General features: G+C 66.5%; 22 protein-coding genes. 11 read left to right on the plus strand and 11 right to left on the minus strand.

All coding sequences use genetic code 11. The annotated features are described in order from the left end of the window. Nucleotides 1-7: 7 nt before the first annotated feature. A complete protein-coding gene (locus tag CH296_RS08855) occupies nt 8-1,408 on the plus strand; it encodes a nucleobase:cation symporter-2 family protein (protein WP_094684528.1) in 1,401 nt (466 codons plus the stop codon). Nucleotides 1,409-1,439: 31 nt separating this feature from the next. Then, on the plus strand, nt 1,440-2,216 hold the full coding sequence (locus tag CH296_RS08860; RefSeq protein ID WP_045197588.1) for an IclR family transcriptional regulator: 777 nt from the start codon (nt 1,440-1,442) through the stop codon (nt 2,214-2,216). On the opposite strand, the gene CH296_RS08865 is transcribed toward CH296_RS08860, so the two are convergent. Genes CH296_RS08865 through CH296_RS08880 form a run of 4 tightly spaced genes read right to left on the minus strand, consistent with a single transcriptional unit; the run spans nt 2,213 to nt 4,847 of the window. Further along, on the minus strand, nt 2,213-3,037 hold the full coding sequence (locus CH296_RS08865; RefSeq protein WP_094684529.1) for a spermidine synthase: 825 nt from the start codon (nt 3,035-3,037) through the stop codon (nt 2,213-2,215). The genes CH296_RS08860 and CH296_RS08865 overlap by 4 nt on opposite strands. Next, nucleotides 3,030-3,473 carry a cupin domain-containing protein gene (locus CH296_RS08870; RefSeq protein WP_094629106.1) on the minus strand — a complete coding sequence of 148 codons (444 nt, stop codon included), beginning with the start codon at nt 3,471-3,473 and terminating at the stop codon, nt 3,030-3,032. Before CH296_RS08870 ends, CH296_RS08865 begins: the two co-directional genes overlap by 8 nt. Nucleotides 3,474-3,483: 10 nt before the next feature. Then, nucleotides 3,484-4,149 (minus strand): SDR family NAD(P)-dependent oxidoreductase, encoded by a 666-nt coding sequence (locus tag CH296_RS08875; protein ID WP_045197593.1) that lies wholly within the window; start codon nt 4,147-4,149, stop codon nt 3,484-3,486. Beyond that, nucleotides 4,146-4,847, minus strand: coding sequence for a TetR/AcrR family transcriptional regulator (locus CH296_RS08880; RefSeq protein ID WP_094684530.1), 702 nt, complete (start codon nt 4,845-4,847; stop codon nt 4,146-4,148). The genes CH296_RS08875 and CH296_RS08880 overlap by 4 nt, the downstream gene beginning before the upstream one ends. 187 nt (nt 4,848-5,034) lie before the next feature. Here CH296_RS08880 and CH296_RS08885 point away from each other — a divergent pair, with 187 nt between their 5' ends. Genes CH296_RS08885 through atzF form a run of 5 tightly spaced genes read left to right on the plus strand, consistent with a single transcriptional unit; the run spans nt 5,035 to nt 11,762 of the window. Beyond that, nucleotides 5,035-6,582: an amino acid permease gene (locus tag CH296_RS08885; RefSeq protein ID WP_045197596.1), complete on the plus strand. Its 1,548-nt coding sequence runs from the start codon at nt 5,035-5,037 to the stop codon at nt 6,580-6,582. A 6-nt stretch (nt 6,583-6,588) separates the two neighbouring features. After that, the gene (locus tag CH296_RS08890) at nt 6,589-7,377 is read left to right on the plus strand and encodes an urea amidolyase associated protein UAAP1 (protein ID WP_094684531.1); all 789 of its coding nucleotides are present in this window, start codon (nt 6,589-6,591) and stop codon (nt 7,375-7,377) included. Beyond that, on the plus strand, nt 7,359-8,003 hold the full coding sequence (locus tag CH296_RS08895) for an urea amidolyase associated protein UAAP2 (RefSeq protein ID WP_032396865.1): 645 nt from the start codon (nt 7,359-7,361) through the stop codon (nt 8,001-8,003). The genes CH296_RS08890 and CH296_RS08895 overlap by 19 nt, the downstream gene beginning before the upstream one ends. Beyond that, nucleotides 8,000-10,012, plus strand: coding sequence for a 5-oxoprolinase/urea amidolyase family protein (locus tag CH296_RS08900; RefSeq protein WP_094684532.1), 2,013 nt, complete (start codon nt 8,000-8,002; stop codon nt 10,010-10,012). The genes CH296_RS08895 and CH296_RS08900 overlap by 4 nt, the downstream gene beginning before the upstream one ends. Then, a complete protein-coding gene (gene atzF / locus CH296_RS08905; protein ID WP_094684533.1) occupies nt 10,002-11,762 on the plus strand; it encodes an allophanate hydrolase in 1,761 nt (586 codons plus the stop codon). The genes CH296_RS08900 and atzF overlap by 11 nt, the downstream gene beginning before the upstream one ends. Here the strand turns inward: atzF and CH296_RS08910 are convergent. After that, complete coding sequence (locus tag CH296_RS08910) at nt 11,687-12,328, minus strand: LysE family translocator (RefSeq protein WP_032396867.1); 642 nt, start codon at nt 12,326-12,328, stop codon at nt 11,687-11,689. The two genes, atzF and CH296_RS08910, sit on opposite strands and share 76 nt — an antisense overlap. A gap of 60 nt (nt 12,329-12,388) precedes the next feature. Next, the gene (locus tag CH296_RS08915) at nt 12,389-13,300 is read right to left on the minus strand and encodes an SGNH/GDSL hydrolase family protein (RefSeq protein WP_256980387.1); all 912 of its coding nucleotides are present in this window, start codon (nt 13,298-13,300) and stop codon (nt 12,389-12,391) included. Between the two features lie 253 nt (nt 13,301-13,553). Between CH296_RS08915 and CH296_RS28885 the strand changes: the two genes are divergently transcribed. Beyond that, entirely contained in the window at nt 13,554-13,721 is a 168-nt protein-coding gene (locus tag CH296_RS28885; RefSeq protein WP_176459194.1) for a hypothetical protein, read from the plus strand. On the opposite strand, the gene CH296_RS08920 is transcribed toward CH296_RS28885, so the two are convergent. Beyond that, nucleotides 13,718-13,933 carry a hypothetical protein gene (locus CH296_RS08920; RefSeq protein WP_032397313.1) on the minus strand — a complete coding sequence of 72 codons (216 nt, stop codon included), beginning with the start codon at nt 13,931-13,933 and terminating at the stop codon, nt 13,718-13,720. The two genes, CH296_RS28885 and CH296_RS08920, sit on opposite strands and share 4 nt — an antisense overlap. A gap of 264 nt (nt 13,934-14,197) precedes the next feature. Here CH296_RS08920 and CH296_RS08925 point away from each other — a divergent pair, with 264 nt between their 5' ends. Then, on the plus strand, nt 14,198-15,172 hold the full coding sequence (locus CH296_RS08925; protein ID WP_094684534.1) for an NAD(P)/FAD-dependent oxidoreductase: 975 nt from the start codon (nt 14,198-14,200) through the stop codon (nt 15,170-15,172). On the opposite strand, the gene CH296_RS08930 is transcribed toward CH296_RS08925, so the two are convergent. Then, nucleotides 15,169-15,879, minus strand: a complete 711-nt coding sequence (locus CH296_RS08930) for a Clp protease N-terminal domain-containing protein (RefSeq protein WP_179277673.1) — start codon at nt 15,877-15,879, stop codon at nt 15,169-15,171. The genes CH296_RS08925 and CH296_RS08930 overlap by 4 nt on opposite strands. Nucleotides 15,880-16,077: 198 nt before the next feature. Here CH296_RS08930 and CH296_RS08935 point away from each other — a divergent pair, with 198 nt between their 5' ends. Then, entirely contained in the window at nt 16,078-18,309 is a 2,232-nt protein-coding gene (locus CH296_RS08935; RefSeq protein ID WP_094646187.1) for a bifunctional diguanylate cyclase/phosphodiesterase, read from the plus strand. A gap of 21 nt (nt 18,310-18,330) precedes the next feature. Next, complete coding sequence (gene ggt, locus CH296_RS08940; RefSeq protein ID WP_094684535.1) at nt 18,331-20,262, plus strand: gamma-glutamyltransferase; 1,932 nt, start codon at nt 18,331-18,333, stop codon at nt 20,260-20,262. 19 nt (nt 20,263-20,281) lie between these two features. On the opposite strand, the gene CH296_RS08945 is transcribed toward ggt, so the two are convergent. Genes CH296_RS08945 through CH296_RS08955 form a run of 3 tightly spaced genes read right to left on the minus strand, consistent with a single transcriptional unit; the run spans nt 20,282 to nt 24,049 of the window. Next, entirely contained in the window at nt 20,282-20,959 is a 678-nt protein-coding gene (locus tag CH296_RS08945) for a response regulator (RefSeq protein WP_032396871.1), read from the minus strand. Beyond that, nucleotides 20,956-23,409 carry a sensor histidine kinase KdpD gene (locus CH296_RS08950; protein WP_094684536.1) on the minus strand — a complete coding sequence of 818 codons (2,454 nt, stop codon included), beginning with the start codon at nt 23,407-23,409 and terminating at the stop codon, nt 20,956-20,958. The genes CH296_RS08945 and CH296_RS08950 overlap by 4 nt, the downstream gene beginning before the upstream one ends. Continuing rightward, nucleotides 23,393-24,049, minus strand: a complete 657-nt coding sequence (locus CH296_RS08955; RefSeq protein WP_032396873.1) for a potassium-transporting ATPase subunit C — start codon at nt 24,047-24,049, stop codon at nt 23,393-23,395. Before CH296_RS08955 ends, CH296_RS08950 begins: the two co-directional genes overlap by 17 nt.

Here is a 24,049-nt window from a genome sequence, read left to right on the forward strand (position 1 = left end):
AGCCGACATGAAGCTGACAAAACGCACTGCGGCCAAGACCCATTCACCGCACGACCCCGCCCGTCCCGAGGACGAGCGGTTGTCGATCGGTAGGTCGTATCTCTACGGATTGCAGCACATCCTGACGATGTACGGCGGCGTCATAGCACCACCTCTGATCGTCGGCGGCGCAGCGGGGTTGACCGGCACCGAGATCGCGCTGTTGGTCTCGGCCGCGTTGTTCGTCAGCGGAGCGGCCACCCTGCTGCAGACCCTGGGGGTGCCGTACTTCGGCGCAAAGCTCCCTCTGGTGCAGGGTATTTCGTTCGCCTCGGTGTCGACGATGGTGGCCATCGCAAGTGGGCCGGGCGGATTGAACTCGGTGTTCGGAGCCATCATCGCCGCCGGTGCCATCGGCATCCTCATCACCCCGTTCTTCAGCAAGATCGTTCGCTTCTTCCCACCGGTGGTGACCGGCACGATCATCACCGTCATCGGTATCTCGCTACTGCCCGTTGCGGTTCGGTGGGCGATGGGCGGTGATCAGCAGGCCACCGACTGGGGCTCGATGTCCAACATCGGTCTCGCGGCCTTCAGCCTCGTGGTGGTTCTGCTCGTCAGCCGACTGGTGCAGGGCACACTGTCGCGGCTGTCGATCCTCATCGGCATCATCGTCGGCACGGTGTTCGCGGTCCTGGTCGGCAAGGCCGACTTCTCCGGTGTCGGTGACGGTGCCATCTTCAGCCTCCCCGAGCCGTTCGCGTTCGGAGCTCCGACCTTCCAGATCGCGGCGATCCTGTCGATGGTGGTCGTCATCCTCGTCATCATGACCGAGACCACCGCCGACATCCTGGCCGTCGGCGAGATCGTCGGTACCGACGTCGATGCCCGACGTGTCGGCGACGGGTTGCGTGCGGACATGGTGGCCACCACCATCGCTCCCGTCTTCGGCACCTTCCCCGCCAGTGCGTTCGCCCAGAATGTCGGTCTGGTGGCGGTCACCGGAATCAAGAGTCGCTACGTCGTCGCCGCCGGCGGCTCGGTGCTGCTGTTCCTCGGACTCTTTCCCATCCTCGGTCTGGTCGTCGCATCGGTTCCGTTGCCGGTACTCGGCGGCGCGGGCATCGTGCTGTTCGGCTCGGTGGCCGCCAGCGGCATCAGGACTCTGTCCAAGGTGGAGTTCGACGGCAATCTCAACCTCGTCATCGTGGCCGTCGCCATCGGCTTCGGCGTCATCCCCATCGCGGTACCGGGCTTCTATGCAGCCTTCCCCGACTGGGTCCACGTGGTACTCGACTCGGGCATCAGTGCCGCGAGCATCGTCGCGGTCCTGCTGAACATCGCCTTCAACGTCGTCACGATCGGCCAGAAGGCCTCACCCTCGGTGGTGACCGCGGCTCCACCGGTGGCGACGCGGCATCACCAGTAGTGTTCTACCGAGATCGGTGGAAGCTACGAGCATGCGAGGTGGGACTGTGGCGGCAGGTGGCGGGGTGCAGTCCGTGGAGCGCGCATTCGAGCTGCTCGACATCATGGCCGCCTCGGGCGGATCCATCGGGATCAGCGAACTCGCCGAGGGAACCGATCTGCCGATGCCGACCGTGCATCGACTGATCGGGACCCTCGTCTCGCTCGGCTACGTCAGGCGGCTGCCGTCCCGTCGATACGCATTGGGCACCAAGCTCATTCGGCTCGGTGACAGCGCCTCCAAACTGATCGGCGGATGGGCCAAGCCATACCTGGCCGAGCTGGTCCGGATCACGCACGAGACGTCGAACATGGCGTTCCTCGAAGACGACATGGCGGTCTACGTCGCGCAGGTGCCGTCCGAACACGCCATGAGAATGTTCAACGAGGTGGGACAGCGGGTGCTGCCGCACTCCACCGGCGTCGGCAAAGCTCTCCTCGCGCAGTTGGACGACGACGCCGTCCGCGCGATCGTCGGCCGCCTCGGTATGGCACCCCGTACCGTCAACACCATCACCACGCTGGACGCGTTACTCGAAGATCTTGCGGTGATCCGCCAACGCGGCTACGCGATCGACGACGGCGAGCAGGAAGTGGGCGTGCGCTGCTTCGCCGTACCGGTGATCGGTGCACCCACGCTGACGGCGATGTCCATCGCCGGACCCACCGCGCGAGTCACGCTCGAATCGGCCGAACAGTTCGTACCCCTGCTGATCTCGGCCGCCGAGCGACTGGCGAAAGATCTCGCGGGCAACAACCCCGCACCCTAATCTTTCAGAATTCTCGCATCGCGAGCGAAGGACTCGACCTGCTCGGTCAGCCACACATGAGCCGGAACCGCGCCGCCGAGCAGTTCGCGAGCCAACGAGGGGGAATCCCCGATCGGCACATCGCTGCCCGCGATGATGATGTTGCCGTAGCGCCTGCCCTTGAGCATCGCCGGATCGGCGACGATCGCCAGATGCGGAAAGACACTGCGAAGAGTCGACGCCTCCTGCTTCGCGAGCGAAAGATCGCGTCGATCACCGCAATTGACGACGTACATGCCGCCGGGCGCGAGGACGCGTCGAACATGGGCGGTGAACTCGGCGGTCAGCAGCGGGGCCGGAGTGACCGCCCCGGCGAACACATCTCGCACGATCAGGTCGCGACTGTTCTCGCTCAAGGTCTCGGTGACCGCCCGCGCCTCACCGACGCGGATACGGAGCAGCGGTGCTCGCGGGAGGTCGAACCATTCGCGTACCAGCTCCGAGAGCTTGCCGTCGAGTTCCACGACCACCTGACGCGCACCGGGGAATTCGGCGGTGAAGGAACGCGCCAGTGTGCACGCCCCACCCCCGAGGTGCAGCGCTCGTAGCGGGAAGGTCGAATCCCACTGCGCGCGAACCAGTCCGGAGATCCAGCGCATGTACTCGAATTCGAGAACGGTGGGGTCGTTCATGTCGATGTGCGAACTCGGGACGTCGTTGACATTGACGACCCAGCCGTCGTCGGAGAAGGCGTCGCGGACCAGTTCACAGGTGCCCGAATCGATCTCGAACACTCCGGGTTGCAAAGAGCCGGCCGGTGCCGACGCGCGCTTCCTACCCATTCGCGGGCCCGTCGAGCCGAAAGTCCTCGAAATCGAATCCCGGCGTGACGGTACAGCTGACCAGACTCGGCTCGTCGCCCACCGGACGCGCCCGCTGCCACACCGAGGGCGGCACGATCTGCTGCGGCGCGTCCGGTGCGACCAGCAGCGAAGTCACGGTTCCCGGCTCGTCCCCTGCGCCGCCGAGGTCGAGCTGCACCGGACTACCACGGTGATACAGCCACATCTCGGTCCCGCGGACGGTGTGCCACGCCGACTGCTGGCCGGGCATAAGCAGGAACAGGATCGCCGTGCCTGCCGCGCGCGGACCGGGATAGCCGTCGGGCAGGAACTCCTGCGGGATGGTGACCTCGCTGCGCCAGGTCTCGCGGAACCAACCACCCTCGGGATGGGGTGCGAGGTCCAGGCCAAGAGCCCAGTGAGGCAGCGACGTCATGGACGCAACCCTAATCCGTAGCGATCTGAACCCGGAACGTGTCGCGCCCGGTGTGCAGGCTCCACAGCTGCTCGGCGAGAGCCTCGGGGCTCTTCCTCGGGTCGCTGCCGTCGATGGCACCACCGATGATCAACTGCGACACCTGGATTCCCTCTTCGGCCAGCTCCTCGTTGAGCAGCTGCGCGTAGGCTGCCTGGCCGGCGAACGCGATGGACGTGCCGGTGACGGTGCGACCCGGCTTGACTGCGGAGCCGCCGTTGACGAACAGGATCGTGCCCTTGTTCTCGCCGAGAAACCGCATGCCCGGGAGCACCTGGTGGACGGCGGCGATCGGTCCGTAGATCGAGAACTCGACCGGGCCGACCATGTCGGCCGGGGTGGTCTCGAGCACCGGCCGCATGAAGTCCTTCTGCGGAAGGGGGCTGTACTGCAGCACCTCGATGGGCCCGAGCGTTTCGGTGACCTGCTCGAGCGCTGCGGCGATCGAGGCCGGGTCACGCACGTCGGCGACGAAGCCCTTCGCGGAGATACCGTCGGCGGCGAGCTGATCGGCCAGAGCGTCGACACGGGCCTGGTTTCGGGAGATGAGGCCGACCGAGAAACCCTGCGCGCCGAACTTGCGCGCCACCGCTGCTCCGAGACCTGCACCTGCTCCGACAATTGCTATGGAAGTCATGACCTGTGCAAGGCGAGTCCATCCTCGACTATTCCGACGACCGACTCGAGCAGGGCCTCTGCGCTCTCGTGCAGCGCCGTGACATCGCCGGTCCAGCCGAGCACACGCAGTGCGGCCGCGGCGATACCGGCGGCATCGGCTGTCGGGTCGCTCCGGCCGTTCTCACGATCGGCCCGCGCGTTCACCACGGTCTCCACCAGTCGAAACGGCAGGTCCTCCGTCCCCGGACGGCGCTCGGCGTCGAGTTGATCGAGCGTGTCCGACGCGATCGCCGCATACAGGCCCATGAGCGTGTAGCGATGGTCGCAGAAAGTCTCGAAGCGTTCGCTGCGCAGCTCGGGCAGCAGATAGAGCGCGCCGAGATTCCAGGTGGACGCACCGAGTTGGCCGGAGTCGAAGTAGGCGAGTGCGTACATCTGGGTCGCGGGCTCGGCCTGTGAGTCTCGGATGCGCTGCGCGACGGCCAGCGGTGCGTCGACCGTTCCGCTGAGCAGTGCGTCGAGGATGTCGTCCTTGGTCGCGAAGTGGTGGTAGAGCGAGGCCTGACGTAATCCGACGGCCTCGGCGATGACGCGAGTCGAGGTGTTGGTGAAGCCGCGAGTGGTGAACAGTTCGGCCGCGGCGTCGAGTATCTCCTCGCGAGCGGTGTCGCCGGGCCGCTTCTTCGTACTCAGCCTTGGCCTGCCTGCTCCGGTCATGACTGCATCTTGTCAGGTCGATATGACGGTGAGATTTCTGTCATCTGATCGAAATAGACGAAACGAGCTTGTTGCACGACGGACACGATCCGGGAACGACCGTGCCGAAAACTATCAACTGACAGAAAACCCGCCTCGGCGATGCAGCGGGGTCACTCATCCACCCACCTCGCCCGTAGGAGATCACATGAGCTCGACCACACTGCCCGCGTCGGGTCAGGGGTCCGAATCACCCGCCACCTCGGATCATTCGGACCTGGCCGCCCTGGGCTACGACCAGCAGCTCCATCGCAGCCTCGGCAAGTACGCGTCCTTCGCGGCCGGCTTCTCGTTCGTCTCGATTCTGACCACCATCTTCCAGCTCTTCGGACTCGGCTTCAGCTTCGGCGGCCCCGCCTTCTTCCTCACCTGGCCGCTGGTGTTCCTCGGCCAGTTCATGGTGGCTCTGAACTTCGCCGAACTCGCTGCCCGCTACCCCATCTCGGGCGCGATCTACCACTGGTCGCGGCGCATGGGTGGTGAGCTGGTCGGGTGGTTCGCGGGTTGGTTCATGATCATCGCGCAGATCGTCACCGCCTCGGCCGCCGCCATCGCCCTGCAGGTGGTACTTCCCAGCATCTGGGGCGGATTCCAGCTGATCGGCGAGGACACCGCACTCACCTCACCGAGCGGTGCCGCCAATGCCGTTGTGCTCGGCTCGATTCTGCTGGTGCTCACCACCACCATCAACTGCATCGGCGTGAACTGGATGTCGCGGATCAACAGCATCGGCGTCACCTGTGAGATCGTCGGAGTCATCGCCCTGGTCCTGGTGTTCTTCACCCACGCCGAACGCGGACCACAGGTGGTGTTCGATACCGGAAGTGCCGGAGCCGATCCCGGCTACATCGGGGCCTGGATCGTCTCGGGCCTGATGGCCGCCTATGTCATGGTCGGCTTCGGCTCGGCAGGCGAACTGGCCGAGGAGACCCGCAATCCCCGACGCGTCGCGCCCCGCACCATCCGCCTTGCACTGTCCGCCTCGGCACTGGGCGGTGGCCTGATGATCGTCGGTGCCCTGATGGCCGCACCGAGCCTGACCGACGGTCAGCTTGCGACACAGGGGCTTCCGTACGTCATCGACTCGATCCTCACCTCACCGTGGGGCAAGGTCCTGCTGATCGACGTCGCCATCGCCGTGTTCATCTGCACCCTCGCCATCCAGACCGCGGCATCGCGGCTGATGTTCTCCATGGCCCGGGACGGACGACTGCCCGCATCGGCAGCGCTGGCGAAGGTCAACTCGCGCACCGGAACTCCCATCGCACCGTCGGTTCTGATCGGCGTGGCCTGCGTGGCGATCCTGGCCGTCAACGTCGGCAACTCCGCGATCTTCACCACGCTGTCCAGCGTCTGCATCGTGTTGATCTACCTCGCCTACATGATGGTGACCGTCCCGTTGCTGATCCAGCGGCTCAAGGGATGGCCGCACGGCGGAGTGCAGAAGGACAGCGACGGCGAGAAGCTCTTCACCCTCGGCCGCCTCGGCCTGCCCGTCAACATCGCAGCGGTCCTGTACGGCGGACTGATGGTGATCAACCTGTCGTGGCCCCGCGCCGAGATCTTCGACCCCACCGGCGAATTCCCCATCCTGCGATGGGCCGCACCACTGACCGTCCTCGCCGTGATCGTCGTGGGCATCGCCTGCCTGCCCCGCGGCAAAGCCCACCCCAAGCCCGTCACGATCGGAGCCTGAATCACCATGAGCACGGCAACCGCAACCACCCACTCGGCCAGGGAACACGCACGATCCCAGGCCACCGTCGCGCCTGCACCCACTGCACCGGCGGGCATCTCGGAACTCACCTGGGCCGAATCGGTCCCCGGCGGCAGCTACACCACCAAGGTCCTCGCACGCGGAACCCGGCTGCGCCTCGTCGACGTGAACGGTGACGCCTGCGCCAATCTGCTGCTGTACCGCGCCGACGCACCATGGGAACGGCTCAACACCGCCGACACCGTCAAGGTGCCGTGGCAGGCGTATCTGAGCTCGGGTCATCCCCTGCTCTCGGACCAGGGCCGTGTTCTGGCCACCGTCGTCGGCGACACCTCCGGCCGCCACGACGCACTGTGCGGCACCACCTCGACCGCTACCAACGTCGCCAAATACGGAGACAGCGGACCACATTCGTCGGCTCCGGCCGGTCGAGAACTGTTCACCCTCGCCGCGGCCAAGCACGGACTCGAACCGCGGGACGTCGCGCCGTCCCTGTCGTTCTTCCACGGCGTCACCGTCGCCGCCGACGGCGCTCTGGTCAGCACCGGATCCGCAGGAGCGGGCAAGTCGGTGGATCTGCTGATCCACCTGCCGGTGATCGTGTTGCTCGCCAACACCGCTCACCCACTCGACCCGAGGTCCGAATTCCCCACCACCGCCCTCGACGTGTTGGCCTGGCGGGCACCCGAGGAACTGCTCACGCTCGACAACACCGAACCCGAATACCTACGCGCAGTGCAGAACACCGAGGACGCATGGAAGGCAGCACAGTGACCACCAGTGCAGTGATCGTGAAAGACGAGATCGCCCCCGCATTCGGTCCGTGGTCCGCCGTGGTCGAAGCCGGTGACATCCTGACGATCGTCGACCTGTACGGCAATCAAGCCGTCGACACTCTGCTGTACGGCGCGCACGATCGTTCCATCCGATACTCCGCCGCCGCGACGGTCTCCGCGCAACAGAACCTGTTCCTCACCACCGGTTCCGTTCTGCGCAGCGATGACTCGACGCCGCTGATGACGATCGTGGACGACGAGGTCGGCAACCACGACACCGTCGGCGGTGCCTGCTCCAAGGAGTCGAACACCCTGCGCTACGGCCACCACACTCAGCACCAGCACGCCTGCGTCGAGAACTTCCTGATCGAGGGATCCAAGTGGGGCCTCGGCAAGCGAGATCTGGCACCCAACATCAACTTCTTCATGAACGTGCCCGTCGACGCCGACGGGACCCTCGGCATCGTCGACGGTCTCTCGGCTCCCGGGAAGAAACTCTCACTGCGTGCCGAGATCGACACCCTCGTGCTCGTCTCCAATTGCCCACAGATCAACAACCCCTGCAACGGATTCGACCCCACTGCGGTCCGGATGATCGTGACGCGAGAGTCGGCGGGGGCATGAACGCGACCAAGATGACAGTCCACCGGCCGGGAATGCTCACCACGGTGCAGGACTGGCCGGGCCGCGTCGGCTACTGGAAGGTGGGCGTACCGCCGTCGGGACCGATGGACGACCTGTCGTTCCGGCTCGGCAACGTCGCCCTGGGCAACCCCGAGGGCACTCCGGGACTCGAATCCACCATGGCCGGGCCGGCATTGACGTTCGATGCCGACACCTACGTCTGCGTCACCGGTGCCGCGGTACCGGTGCGCATCGACGGCCGCGCGGCCCCGCAGTGGAAGCCGGTCCTGGTACCCGCCGGTGCCACCCTCGACGTCGGCACCACCACCGGTTCGGGTCTGCGGGTCTACGTGCTCGTCCAGGGCGGCTTCGATGTCGACGACTACCTCGGCAGTGCAGCGACGTTCACGCTCGGCAAGTTCGGCGGACATCGCGGCGGCGTGCTCGGCGAGGGCGACGTCATCGCACTGGCCGGCCGCTCCGACAACTCCGCCGTTCTCGGTCCGATTCCCATGGAACACCTGCCGGTGCTGACGTCGAGCTGGGACATCGCCGTCACCGAGGGCCCACACGGCGCACCGGAGTTCTTCACCCGCGAGGACATCGACACCCTCTACGCCACCCGCTACGAGGTGCACTTCAACTCCGATCGCACCGGAGTCCGACTGATCGGACCGAGGCCACAGTGGGCTCGGCCCGACGGCGGCGAGGCCGGACTGCACCCGTCGAACATCCACGACAACGCCTACAGCGTCGGGGCGTTGGACTTCACCGGCGATACCCCGATCCTGCTCGGACCCGACGGTCCGAGCCTGGGCGGCTTCGTCTGCCCCGTCACCGTCGTGGCCGCCGAACGCTGGAAGCTCGGTCAATTGAGGCCGGGCGACACCATCCGATTCGTGCCCGTGAAGGCCGCGTCCACGGCGCCGCTGGGTTCACTCGGTCTCGCTCGCCGCGCGTCTCTGCCCGCGGTGTTCTCCGCAGGCGGCGACGGCGACGACGGAGTGATCGCTCGACGCGACGCCGATACGTGCGTCACCTACCGTCGCTCGGGCGACGACAACGTGCTCGTGGAGTACGGCGACATGAAACTCGATCTGGCCCTGCGCGCCCGGGTGCACGCCCTCCATCAGCGCGTCGAGGCCCTCGCGCCCCGTGGCCTGGTGGACCTGACTCCCGGGATCCGCTCGTTGCAGGTGAAGGTGAATCCCGATGTGCTGTCCATCGATTCGTTGATGGGTCTGCTGTCCGAGGTCGAGGACGAACTACCCGCGGCCTCGGAGCTCGTGGTCCCCAGCCGCCAGGTTCGGCTGCCGCTCTCGTGGGACGACCCCTCGACCCGCGAGGCCATCCAGCGATACATGCACGGTGTGCGCGCCGACGCCCCGTGGTGCCCCTGGAACATCGAGTTCATCCGGCGGATGAACGGACTCGATTCGGTGGCAGAGGTGTTCGACACCGTCTTCGCCGCCGACTACATGGTCCTCGGTCTCGGTGACGTGTACCTGGGTGCACCGGTGGCGACACCGTTGGATCCGCGGCACCGACTGGTGACGACCAAGTACAACCCGGCGCGCACGTGGACGCCGGAGAACGCCGTCGGCATCGGTGGGGCGTACCTGTGCATCTACGGGATGGAGGGTCCCGGTGGATACCAGTTCGTGGGTCGAACCACGCAGGTGTGGAACCACAGCGCCGCCTACAGCGGCGGACCGTTCGAGGAAGGCACCCCGTGGCTGCTCCGGTTCTTCGACCGAATCTCCTGGTACCCGGTCGAGCCCGAGGAACTGATGGACCTGCGCGCAGATCTGGCAGCCGGCCGCAGCGGCGGAGTGCAGATCACCGACGGTGAGTTCTCCCTCGCCGAGCACGAGAACTTCCTGGACACCAACGCGGACTCCATCGCCGAGTTCCGCGCGACGCAGGCCGTCGCCTTCGGTGCCGAACGCGACGCATGGTCGGCAGCAGGCGAATTCGATACGACGAAGGGCAGGACCGATGCAGCCTGAGGTACGAGAACGAGTTCTGCAGGCATACAAGCGAATTGCCGAGGTCGATCGGCCGGAGGTGTGGATCACCCTGCGTGACGAGGACGACGTGCTGGCCGAGGCCGTCGCCCTCGACGAGGCGGTCGCGGCCGGTGCGGATCTACCGCTCGCCGGTGTGCTCGTCGCAGTCAAGGACAACATCGACGTCGCCGGCCTGCCCACCACCGCAGCATGCCCCGAATTCGCCTACACACCCAGCATTTCCGCTGTCGCCGTCGAGCGACTGACGAGCCAGGGCGCACTGGTGCTCGGCAAGACCAACCTGGACCAGTTCGCCACCGGACTGGTCGGCACCCGCAGCCCCTACGGCGCGGTCCGCTGCGCTTGGGATCCGACACTGATCTCGGGAGGCTCGAGCTCCGGTTCCGCCGTCGCGGTGGCACTGGGCATCGCGGACATCGGAATCGGCACCGACACAGCCGGATCGGGTCGAGTGCCCGCAGCCTTCCATGGCCTGGTGGGCATCAAGAGCTCACTGGGTATCGTGCCGAACACCGGCGTCGTGCCCGCCTGCGCCGACTACGACTGCGTCACAGTTCTCGCGCGCGATCTGGACAGTGCCACTGCGGCGATGAAAGTCATGACCGGGCCCACCGCCACCGATCCACGCAGCCGGGCCTGGCCTTCCGACGTACGGCTCGCCGCGTCCCCGCAGTCCCGCGTCGCCGTCCCACGAGGTGAGGATCTGACGTCGCTGAGTCCGGCGTACCGTCGGGCATTCGAGGCGACGGTGGCCGGCCTGGCCGAGAAGGGTATTGCCCACGCCGAGGTCGACATCTCGACGCTGCTGGACGCGGCAACACTGCTGTACGACGGAGCGATTGTGGCCCAGCGGTATTCGGCCGTCGGAGAGTTCCTCGACACCGCGCCTGCCGGTGCCGATCCCACGGTGTCCGCGATCGTTCGCTCGGCGGCAACGCCGTCCGCACACCGGTACGTCGACGATCTCGCCGCTCTCGCCGGAGCCGAGACCGCGGCCCGCGCACTCCTGAACGGGTTCGACGGCCTGCTGTTGCCCACCACCACCGAGCATCCGAGCATCGCTGCGGTGCAATCGGATCCGGTCGGCATCAACCGACGCCTCGGTACGTTCACCAACTTCTGCAATCTGCTCGACATGGCCGCGGTGGCCGTTCCCGGAGCCTCGACGCACGACGGCAACCCGTTCGGCGTCATGGTCGTGGTGCCGGCATTCGAGGATCAGATCGCGATCGACCTCGCTGCACAGCTGAGCGGCGTCGCGTCACCCTCGCTGATCGACGACGGTATCGAGGTGTTGGCCGTCGGAGCGCACCTGCGCGGCTTTCCCGTGCACCACCAGCTGACCGATCGCGGTGCACGCTTCATCGGCGAGGTGACGACCACGGCGGACTACCGACTCGTGGATCTGCACACCACCCCGCCCAAGCCCGGTCTCGTACGGCGTGCGGGCCACGGCGCTCCCATCTCGGGAGAGTTGTATCGCATGTCCGCCGCCGCCCTCGGAACGTTCCTCGCGGTATTGCCCGCGCCGATGGGTCTGGGTCCGGTCGAGTTGTCCGACGGTCGCTGGGTCACCGGATTCTGCTGCGCGCACGACGCAGCCGAGAACGGCACCGACATCACCGAATTCGGCGGCTGGCGCGCATACAGGGCTCAAGCCGGGACCGGTCTGCCTCCGTCGGTCGCCACGCGCACGGCGAGCAGTCCGAGTACCGTGCCCATGACGTAGCGCTGGACCCTCAGCCACGTGGGCCGAACGGCCAGGAACTGAGCGATCGATCCGGCCAGCACCACGATCGCCAGATTGACCGCTACTGCCACGGCGATCTGTACGCCACCGAGCGTGAATCCCTGCAGCAGAAGGTGTCCGGCCGCGGGATCGACGAACTGCGGGATGACCGAGATGTACATGATCGCGATCTTCGGGTTCAGCAGGTTGGTCACCAACCCCATCGTGAACAGCCGACGGGTCGAATCCTGTTGCAGCTCGGTCGGTTCGAAGGCCGACACCGAACCGCGCAGCGCCTGCACAGCCAACCAGGCGAGGTAGGCGGCACCGGCGAGCTTGACCGCGGTGTACAACGCAGGCACGGCCGAGAAGACCGCTGCCAAGCCGAGATTGGTGGCGGTGAGATAGACCAGGAAACCGAGCGCGACGCCGGCCAACGACACCAGTCCCGCCCGCTTCCCTTGCGAGATGCTCCGCGAGACGAGGTAGATCATGTTGGGCCCCGGGGTCAGAACCAACGCGAGAGCCACGGCGAACACTCCGACAACAGCAGAAATCGAGACCATGCGGACAACTCTTCACGCCGACGTACCGACCGAGAAGAGCCAGTTACGGTGTCGTGGTCTCTATCCGGCACGCACGAGGGTGGCCACCCCGTCGGCGATCGCTGCCATCCCGGCTGCCGTCGGGTGCAACGGTGCCGCGGGATTCTGCGGGACGACCCCCTCGAAGTACCGCTGATCGGGGGCCACGCACACGTCGTGGCCGACACTCAGCGCCTCGGTGTCGACGAACTCGGCACCGTGCTCTTCGGCCTGGGTCCGCAGGGCCTCGTTCATCGCGGTGATGCTGCCCTGGATGTAGTCGGCGTCCTCGGGGAGCATCGGTTGGGTGGGGAAGCAGCCGCCGTCCGGCAGGTAGGTGCCGTAGCCGACCACGAGAATCCGCGCATCGGGCGCACGCTCGGCCACCGCGTCGAGCATCGCACCCCAGCTCGGTGCGCTGTCGGCGATCGCCGCGGCCACGGTGTCGACGCCGCCTGCGGTGAGGCGGTCCCTGCAGACGTTGGTGGCCGAGGTGTCCGCGAACGTCAGGCACTGCACGGCCGTCGAGACCAGCCCGATGTCGTTACCGCCGATCGTGACGGTCACCAGATCGGTGTCCGGGCTCAGTGCATCGAGTTGCACCGGTACCTCACCGCTGGACGTGCCCTGCGGAGTGGAGACGATGTTCTCGGTGACGGCACCCGAGCAGGTGACGTCGACGAAGGAGCCCACGGCCAATTCCTCGGCGAGCACGTGCGGATAGTTGGCGTCGGACTGCTGACAACCCGGTGCGCCGACCTGGTCGGGGATCCGTGGGCCGGACGCGGCCGAATCACCCAACGCGACGTAGTTCACCGGCACCGCCGCATCGGACGACCCAGCGGATGCTTCCGACGATCCAGCGGGCGCTTGCGATACCGGTGAATTCGAGGAGCAGCCCGCCAGTACGCAGGCCGACACAGCAAGACCGACGATAATTCCCTGGCTCCTCACAGCTTCGACGCTACAGCTGCCGGTAATCTCGACCGGGTTGTCCGGGACATACAGTCCATCGCATCGAACAGAGGAATTACATGATCACCGCGTTCATCAACCAGATCCTCAGCGGCTTCGGCTCCATTTCCGCTGGTAGCAGCGGCTTCGAGCTGGCACCGGGAACGCTGCCCTTCGGGCTGTAGAGACCACCGGAACGCTCGCCCGCGCGGGGCCGACGATTGTTTCGGTGCCGCGCGGGTACCCCCGCATCATGACTACCCAGAACGACGACCAGAAGAACGCCGACACTGCCCCCGAGGCAAAACCGGATGTGACGTCCGATCCGGCCGCAGCGGCCGAGGACAACGATTGGTCGAGCGAAGGCGGAGCCGTCGAAACCGGTCCGGCAACCGACGACGAGCGAACCGCAGGCAACTAGCCGATCAGACGGCGGGGAGCGGCCCGCAGCGTGCGAACGTCGCCGTCGGCAACGATGTGTTCCACCGTCTCGCCTCGGGTGCGCATCGACTCGTCGACGGCGAAGTTCACGCGAGCATCGCCGAGCCAATCGACGCCGACGACGATTCCCACGGTTCCCTTCGGGATTCCGCTGCGCCACCGCACGTGGCCCAGATTGCGGACCGTGATCACGGTCTCTCCGATCTCGAAGTGCCCCATACGCCCCCCCGGCTCGATTCTTGCCGACCAGTAGACCTCGAGCGAACACCCTGTTCAAGCGGTGCATCCGCGCTTATATCGACCTCTCACAGCCTCGACGCCAGTCGGCACGATCACAATCCGGCGATGTACCGATTTCGGGCGATCTTTCACGCCGAGCGGTATTTTTCGGTTTGATCATTTGCCGCTACGGCAATATTTCTTGCCAACCAACAGCCTCGGTCGGACACTGTCCAGATGACTACAGACACCGATCGACACACTCCGGTCGACGCGATCATCATCGGCGGCGGAGTCGCCGGACTCAGCGCCGCCGTGGCTCTCGGCCGTTCCCGACGCTCCGTTGCCATCGTCGACGCGGGCGATCCCCGCAACGCTCCGGCAGCGCATTCCCACAACTACCTCACCCGCGACGGGGAGTCGCCTCTCGAGCTGGTTCGACTCGGCCGAGACGAGGCGCGGCACTACGGCGCACGCATCGTCGAGGGCATCGCGACGTCCGCGAATCGCACCGACACCGGGTTCGAGGTGAGTCTCGCCGACGGTTCCGTCGTCCGCGGCCGCCGCCTCCTGGTCACCACCGGTCTCACCGATGTCCTGCCCGACATACCCGGCCTGGCCGGTCGCTGGGGGCGCGACGTGTTGCACTGCCCGTACTGCCATGGCTGGGAGGTACGCGATCGCAGGATCGGCATCATCGGCAGCGCCATGGTCGGGCACCAGGCCCAGATGTGGCGTCAGCTCACCGAGCACGTCACCGTGTTCGCACACACGGCAACGGAATTGGCGCAGGCGGATCTCGAGCGACTTGCCGCCCGTGGCATCGAGGTGGTCGACGAGGAGATCGCTCGGGTCGATGTCGACAACGACGCCATCGTCGGAGTGACACTCGCGAGCGGCGCGCAGATCCGTCTGGATGCGCTGGTCGTGGGCCCCAACTTCACCTCCCGCGCAGACATCCTGGTGTCGCTCGGGATCGGCACGACCGAGATGGTCATGAACGATCACGTCCTCGGCACGTATGTCGAGGCCGATCCCGTCGGTGCCACATCGGTGCCCGGGGTGTGGGTTGCAGGCAACGTGGCCGCTCCGATGGACACCGTGGTGGCGGCGTCCGCGGCCGGAGTCAAGGCAGGTGCCGCGATCAACGGTGACCTGATCGAGGAAGAGGTCCGCATGGCCGTCGAACGAGCGAAGGCCATCGCTTCCTAGCTACCGAGGGCCGCCGCCAGGCCCTCCTCGATCGCCGGCTTGCGAACTCCGAGCTCGGCGAGGGTGGCGTCCTCGTTCTCCAGAAGTGCCAGCAGAATGTGCTCGGTACCGATGTAGTTGTGCCCCAACCGAAGCGCCTCGCGGAAGGTCAGCTCCAGAGCCTTCTTCGATCCCGCGTCGAACGGGATGAGGGCGGGCAGCGGATCCGCCGGTTCCGGTAGCGTGGCAGCCACTGCCGTGCGGATCCGTTCGGGCGTGAGGCCCTGAGCGCCCAGCAGTTTCACGGCCACTGCCTCGGGTTCACCGAGCAGGCCGAGAATCAGGTGCCCGGTCGTGATTCGGTCGTTCGCGGCGGCCCGCGCCTCGTTCTGCGCGCCGACGACCACGTTGCGAGCCCTCGGGGTGAAGCGCGAGAAACCCTGATTGGCATCGAGATCGGCGGGATCGTCGCCCCCCTTGGCGACGAAGCGCTTCTGCACCGCCTGCTTGCTGACCCCCATGGACGCACCGATGGCAGTCCAGGACGCCCCGGAGCGACGCGCTCGGTCGACGAAATGTCCGATCAGGTGATCGGCGACCTCGCCGAGGGCATCGGCGGCGATCACCGCGCCGGAAAGCTGGTCGAGCGCATCGGTGTGCACTTCCTCGATGGCCTCGATGAGGTCGTCGAGACGGACGGGGTTGGACATCTTCAATGGTTCGGTCATTCGTCAACCCTAGGTTGACGACTCCAAATCGTCAACACTTGGTTGACGCCGCGATGAAATCGCAACATCTGTTGAAGTTCTTCGCCCGCCAGGTCCGACTTCGTACCCGAACACGCTGCGCAAAGACGTATATTCACCGATGAAGGTGCCGCGAACAGCCATGCGAACGCCACGCGCGAGAAGGAAGTAGGTCCTTCGATGAACACGAAGGTCGCTGCGCCCTTCGCCATGCACACCAAACGGATCGCCGGACTGGTGGCAGTGGTCGTCGTCGCGAGCACCGTCTTCGTTCTCGGCGACGCCGGAGTGCGGGCCGGTGTCCTCGCGACCGTCGCCGTCGGTTCGGTACTGGCCATCAGCGCCGCGATCCGTCGATACCGTCCCGACGACTCGCGCTGTTGGTGGGCACTGTTCGGTGCCTCGGTGCTGTTCATGTTCGGGGTCTCGCTGCGCAGCGATCCCACCGCACTGAGTCATTCGTTCCCGCTGCTGCCGGATCTGTTCACACTGACCGGGTACGCACTCGTCGGGTACGCACTCTCGCGGTGGATCCGAGATCGTCAGTCGATCGACGACATCACTCCGCTCGTCGACGCCGGCCTGATCTTTCTCGGCACCCTGTTCCTGTCGTGGTTGCTGTTCATCTCCCCGGGCCTCGAATCTCCTCGTTCATCGGCATCGACGGTGGTCAACGGTTTGTATCCGGCGATCGACGCAGCGCTGATCACCTTGACCACCTACCTGCTGTTCTCGTCCAAGCCCCGTACCGTTGCGCTGCAGTGGGCCCTGATCGCACTCGTCGCGACACTGGTCGGCGACGTCTCGTACGCCTTCGCGGCCACCACCGACGACGCTCCGTCCTCGGGATTGCTCGACGGCATCTACCTCTTCGCGTATCTCTCCCTGGCGATGGCCGCCCTCGATCCGTCGATGCGCACCGTCTCGCAGCGGCAGACTCCTGCACCGGCGCACAGCAGCCGCCGCGTCGTGTTCGTGGTGACGCTGCTGGTCGTCTGCGCCACGGTGCCGCTGCTGGGCTCGGCAGTGTCCACCGGAGATCTGATCGTCCGGTCCCTGTTGCTCGCATCGATCCTGGTGGGCGCATTCCTACGCGGCGAGCGTGCGCTGACCCGAGTGCAGGTCGGCGAGGAGCACGCGAAATACCTGGCCGCTCACGACCTGTTGACCGGCCTACCGAACCGCACGATGCTCGACGAGGAGTTCACCCGGCTCGAGCGCACCCAGACTCCGGGACGCACGTGCGTCCTGTTCGTCGACCTCGACAACTTCAAGATGGTCAACGACTCGTACGGCCACCGCGTCGGCGACGAACTCATCGTCGCCGCAGCGGGACGCATCCGGGCCGCAGTCGGTGCCACCGACACCGTGGTCAGGTACGCCGGTGACGAGTTCGTCGTGCTGACCCGCCGCGATCGCGGTGGAGCGGAAGCGTTGGCCCGACGCATCATCGATCGGACGAACGAGCCGTTCCCCCTGAGCGCCGCGACGGCATACGTCACGGCCTCGGTGGGAATCGCAGACGCGGACCGATTGCACGACGCCATCCGCGAGGCCGACACCGCGATGTATCACGCCAAATCGCTCGGTGCGGCGCGGTACGCGTTCTTCGACGAGTCGCTGCGTGCGCGAGCGACGTCCGCGATCGAGACCGCCACCGCATTGCGCGGCGCGATCAGACGCGGCGAGCTCGAGGTGTACTACCAGCCGATCATCGAGACCACCTCGCGCACCACCGTCGTCTACGAGGCACTCGTGCGCTGGAACTGGCAGGGGCGAGTGCGCACCCCCAACGAGTTCATCCCGATCGCCGAATCGACCAATCTCATCAAGGAGATCGGCGAATGGGTGCTGCGCACCTCGATTTCGGATCTGGTGACACTGCGTTCCAACGGGCAGAAAGTCACCATGTCGGTGAACGTGTCCCCGCTGCAGCTTCGAGACGATTCGTTGCCGGTCATCGTCGCCCGACTGCTCGACACGTACGGCCTCCACGGAGCAGATCTGGCACTCGAGATCACCGAGAGCGTCCTGATCGACGACATGGGCACGGCGAAGAGCGTTCTCGACCGACTCGCCGCGATGGGTGTGCTCATCGTTCTCGACGACTTCGGTATCGGCTACTCCTCGCTGAGCAGGCTGCGCGCGATGCCGATCGCGCTGCTGAAGATCGACAAGTCCTTCGTTCACGAGATCGGCAGTTCGGAATCGGACACTCAGCTGATTCGCGCCATCGTCGCCATGGCGTCGGCGCTGCCGGTGGCCACGGTGGCCGAGGGCGTCGAGACCGAGGAGCAGGCTGCGATCATCGAGGCTCTCGAATGCCGCTTCGCGCAGGGCTTTCTGTTCGGTAGACCTGCACCCGTCGCACACTGGCTTCTCGAATCCGCCGAGACCCGTCCCGGCAGGTGATCCGGATGTTAGCGTCGGGCGGTGTCTGCAATAGGAGTGCACCGCTCGACTGTCCTTGCCTGTGCCCTGCTGCTGGTGCCGCTCGCCGCGTGCAGTAGCGGCGAGAGTACCGATCCCGACTCCGCGGCCGAGAACAGCTGTGTCCTCGGTGCCAGTGGAGGTACGCCTGTGAACGCGACGCCGAGCGCGAGTTCGGGCGACATCTCCACCAATCCCGAAGTGGCGACCGGGTATCGATCGAACATGAGCCCGGTGGAGACCGCCTCTTACTCGGTCTCGACGGCCAACCCGGTCTCCACCGAGGCCGCGTGTGCGGTTCTGCGCGACGGCGGCACCGCGGCCGACGCCCTGATCGTTGCGCAGACCGTGCTCGGCCTCGTCGAGCCGCAGTCCTCGGGCATCGGCGGCGGAGCCTTCCTGATGTACTACGACGCGGCCACCGGTGAAGTACAGAGCTACGACGGCCGCGAGACCGCTCCGATGAGTGCCACCGGGGACTATCTGCGGTACATCGACGACGTCAATCGCACTCTGCCGCAACCCGATGCCCGTTCCAGCGGGCGGTCGATCGGCGTTCCTGGAGTGCTGCGCATGCTCGAGCAGGCCCACGACGATCACGGGACCAAGCAGTGGGGCGACCTGTTTCAGCCCGCAATCGGTCTCGCCGACAACGGAATCGAGATCAGCCCGCGCATGGCGTCCTCCATTGCCGACTCGGCACCGAAGCTCGCCCTCGATCCCGCGTCCAAGGAGTACTTCCTGCAGCCGGACGGCACCGGTAAGCCGGCCGGGACGGTTCTGAACAACCCGGCGATGTCGAAGACGCTCTCCGCCATCGCAACCGGTGGTGCCGACGCCTTCTACACCGGTGACATCGCGCAGGCCATCGTCGATGCGACCGCCGACACCACCGCAGGTCGCACTCCGGGACAGATCACGCTGGAAGATCTCGCCGCGTACGAGCCCAAGACCCGTACGGCCGTGTGTACCGAGTACCGCGATCACGACATCTGCGGGATGCCCGGACCGTCCTCGGGCGGTATCGCGGTGGCGTCGACGATGGGCATTCTGTCGAACTTCGATCTGGCGCAGTACGCGCCGACGGGGATGGACGCCAACGGCGGAACCCCGACGGCCGAGGGCATGCACCTGATCGCCGAGGCCGAGCGCCTCGCCTACGCCGATCGTGACAAGTACGTCGCCGATCCTGACTTCGTTCCCCTGCCCGGTGGGTCGCCCGATGCACTGCTCGATCCCGAATACCTCAGCGAGCGAGCAGGACTGATCGACGAGGGCAGGTCCATGGGCACAGCGCAGCCCGGCGACTTCGGCCCGGTGCAGTTCGCCTCGTCCACCGATCCCGAGTACGGCACCAGCCACATCTCCGTCGTCGACAGCCAGGGCAACGCGGCCTCGATGACGACGACCGTCGAGTCGGCCTTCGGCTCGTTCCACATGGTCGACGGCTTCCTGCTGAACAATCAGCTCACCGACTTCGCGGCATCACCGGTGGCCGAGGACGGCACGCCGGTGGCCAACCGCGTCGAGCCGGGCAAGCGTCCGCGCAGCTCGATGGCTCCGACGCTGGTCTTCGACCGGGGCGACGACGGTGCGCGCGGCGATCTTGTACTCGTCGCCGGCTCTCCCGGTGGTTCGGTGATCATCCAGTTCGTCGTCAAAACATTGGTGGGACTGCTCGATTGGGGCATGGATCCGCAGCAGGCGGTGTCGATGGTCGACTTCGGTGCGGCCAACACACCGTCGACCAATTACGGCGGCGAACACCCGAACGTCTCGGGCGAGAACGACCCCGTGGTCGCGGCGCTGCGCGAGATGGGCCACCAGGTGTCGGTTGCAGACCAGTCCAGTGGACTGAGCGCGCTACAGCGAACCGACGGTGGCTGGATCGGTGGAGCCGACCCCCGCCGCGAGGGTGAGGTACTCGGCGGATAGCCGCGAGCGCGGGTAGCGCTCAGGGCACGAATCGGTAACCCATACCGGTTTCGGTGATGAGGTGTACCGGGGAGGCCGGGTCACGTTCGAGTTTCTGTCGCAGTTGGCCGAGATAGATTCGTAGATAGTGCGTTTCGCGCTCGTGGCCGGGTCCCCATACGGTGCGCAGGATGTCCTTCTGCGACACCAGCTTGCCCTCGTTGCGTACCAGCAGTTCGAGTACACCCCACTCGGTGCGGGTCAGGTGCACGTTCGCACCATCTCGCACAACGGTTTTCGTAGCGAGGTCGACGGTGAAGTCCGCGGTGACGACGACGGGGTCGGCGACGGAGTGCGGTCCGCGGCGCAGTGCTGCGCGCAATCGGGCCAGCAGCTCGTCCATGCCGAAGGGCTTGGTGACGAAGTCGTCGGCACCGGCGTCGAGCGCTTCGACGGTATCGGCGGAATCGGTGCGCGCCGAGAGCACCAGGATCGGTACGTCGCTCCAGCCGCGCAGCCCGGCGATCACGTCGATTCCGTCGATGTCGGGCAGTCCGAGGTCGAGAATCACGATGTCCGGGTGGAAGTTCGCGGCCACCCGCAGCGCCTCACCGCCGCTCGCCGCGCTGACCACCTCGAACCCACGCACATTGAGATTGATCCGCAACGCCCGCACGATCTGCGGCTCGTCGTCGACGACGAGCACCCGCACCTTCACCTGCCCGCCGCCTTCAACTCGACCGTCATCGTCAGCCCGCCGCCGACGGTGTTCGATGCCGTGACGGTACCGCCCATCGCACGCACGAATCCCCGCACCACCGACAATCCGAGCCCGACGCCCACCGAGTTGTCCCGATCACCGAGACGTTGGAACGCGTCGAACATCGTGTCCTCGGCACCCTCGGCGATGCCGGGTCCGTGGTCGGCGACGGAGATACTGGCCCACTCACCGTGCGCGGCGGCACTGACGGTGATGTCGCCGACGGGGGCGTAGCGGGCACTGTTGTTCACCAGATTCGCGAGCACACGTTCGAGCAGGCCCGGGTCGGCCAGTACCTCCACATCGCCCACCTCGACACGCACTCGGTCGTCCGCCCCGACCAGCGCGCCACCGAGCACGTCGTCGACGAACACCGGACGCAGGCTCGGCTGCACGACGCCTGCCTGAAGCCGCGAGGAATCGAGCAGATTGCTCACCAGAGCGGTCAACTGATCGGCCGATTCGTCGATCGTCGCGAGCAATTCGTCGGTGTCCTCGGGCGAGAACTGAACGTCGGTGCTGCGCAGAGACGAGGATGCCGCCTTGACCGCCGACAGTGGTGTCCGCAGATCGTGGCTGACGGCCGAGAGCAATGCTCGACGCAACGCGTCGGCCTCGGCGAGAGCGTTGGCTCGGCTGGCCTCCTCGGCGAGACGGCCCTGCCGAACCATGCCGGCGGCCTGGTTGGCCACCGCCGCGAGTACCCGCCGATCGTGCGCGTGTGTGCGTTCGCCGACGAGCAACAACGTGAAGTCGCCCGCGTCGACCTCGGTGTCGGCCCCGGCACGATCGACGGGAGCCTGCGCACCTGCGCTACCCACGATGGAGCCGGACTGGTTGTCCCACAGAGCCACTCCGCTCTGGCGGTACGTTTCGCGGGCGCGTTCGAGCAGGGCGGTCAGGTCGGCTCCGCGCAGCACCGATCCGGCGAACAGCGTCAACAGTTCGGCTTCCTGGGTCGCCCGCCGTGCCTGACGCGTGCGTCGGGCTGCCGCGTCGACGAGGGCAGCGACGGCGACGGCGACGAGGAGCAGCACGACGGTGACGACGAAGTTGTCGGGCTCGGCGATGGTGAGGCTGTATCGGGGGGTGGTGAAGAAGTAGTTGAGCAGGAAGCCCGCGATCAGCGCCGACAATGCCGCCGGCGCAACCCCTCCCAGCAGTGCAACGCACAGCACCACCATGAAGAACAGAGCGCTCTCACCGCTCGAGTCGAAGTCCGGACCGACCGTGCTGAGCACTGCCGCGGCCAGGCAGGGCACCAGAACCGCGGCGACCCACGCCAGAATGCGGCACCGTCCCGAGTCGACCTGCACCCCCCATCGCCGGGCCTGCTCGGCGTGAGTGACCATGTGCACGTCGATCTTTCCCGAGTTCTGCACCACTGCCGCGCCGATGCCCTCGTCCAGGATTCGGGCGGCACGTGACCGTCTCGAGGTGCCGATCACCAGCTGGGTCGCGTTGACGCCGCGGGCGAAGTCGAGCAGGGTCGACGGCACGTCGTCGCCGACGACGCTGTGGACGCTGGCCCCGAGACCGGCGGCGAGCTTGCGCACCGAACCCATCTGCGGTGCCGACACACCCATCAGCCCGTCACCGCGGACGATGTGCAGCACCATCAGCTCCGCACTGGACTTCGAGGCGATCCGACTCGCTCGGCGGAGCAGCGTTTCCGATTCCGGTCCTCCGGTCACTGCCACCACCACGCGCTCGCGTGCCTCCCACGTGTCGGTGATGCGATTGTCCTTGCGGTACTTCACCAGTGCCGCGTCGACCTGATCGGCGATCCACAGCAGTGCGAGCTCTCGCAGGGCGGTGAGGTTGCCACCGCGGAAGTAGTTGCTCAGTGCGGCGTCGACCTTCTCGGCGGCGTAGACGTTGCCGTGTCGCAACCTGCTGCGCAGCGCCTCGGGGGTGATGTCGACCAACTCGACCTCGTCGGCGGCTCGAACGACGCTGTCGGGCACCGTCTCCCGTTGCGGCACTCCGGTGATCTGCTGCACCACGTCGTTGAGCGATTCGAGGTGCTGCACGTTGAGGGTGGAGATGACGTCGATGCCCGCGTCGAGCAGTACCTCGACGTCCTGCCACCGCTTGCCGTGCACACTCCCCGGCGTGTTGGTGTGCGCCAGTTCGTCGACGAGCACCACCTGCGGCTGTCGGGCCAGGACGGCGTCGAGGTCCAGTTCCTGCGCCGAGGACCCGCGATAGTGGACGGTCGCCATCGGCAGCACTTCGATGCCGTCGAGTGCGTCTATCGTCCGCGCGCGGCCGTGGGTCTCGACCACCGCGGCCACGACGTCGCAACCCCGGCTCCGCAGTCGGTGCGCCTCGCCGAGCATGGCGTAGGTCTTGCCGACGCCGGGTGCCGCGCCGAGGTAGATCCGCAGCTCACCCCTGTCCGCCACAGCCTGTCTCCTCACCCGGCCGGTATGTGTCCCGTAGTGCCAGGTTCAACTCCGGAACGTTCACCGCTTCGGCACCGAGTACACCGTACTGCGGTCCGTGGGTGTACTCGGCGACCAGAGCCTCGACATCGGTCACCGACGCTCCGTTGACCTGCGCCACGCGCGCGACCTGGATGGCCGCATACGCGGGACTGATGTCGGGATCGATACCCGAGCCGGAACCGGTGACGGCGTCGGGCGGTACCGCCGACGGGTCGACGTTCTCGCGGTCGGCGATGGCGGCGCGGCGTTGCTCGACGAACGACGCCAGGACCTCGCTGGACGGTCCCTGGTTGGTCGGCAGCGCAGCCGCGGGATCCCCGGGGGCGAACGGGTCGTCGTCCGACACCGACCCGGTGACGCGGGTGTGGAAGTACGGATCCGGCTCTCCCGGAGCGACCTGCGGATCGACGCCGATCAGCGAGCTTCCGACGACGCAGCCCTCGGCGTCGCGCAGCGGCGAACCCTCGGCGGAGTCGGTGCCGATGCGGCTGATGCCCCAGACCACGGCCGGGTAGCCGATGCCGAGAATGACGGTCAATGCCAGCAGCACTGCGAAGCCTGCCACGACCTGGCGGAGAAATCCCTGTACGAAGCGCAT

The organism is Rhodococcus sp. 14-2496-1d (assembly GCF_002259365.1).
In the GTDB taxonomy this organism is placed as follows: Bacteria; Actinomycetota; Actinomycetes; order Mycobacteriales; family Mycobacteriaceae; genus Rhodococcoides.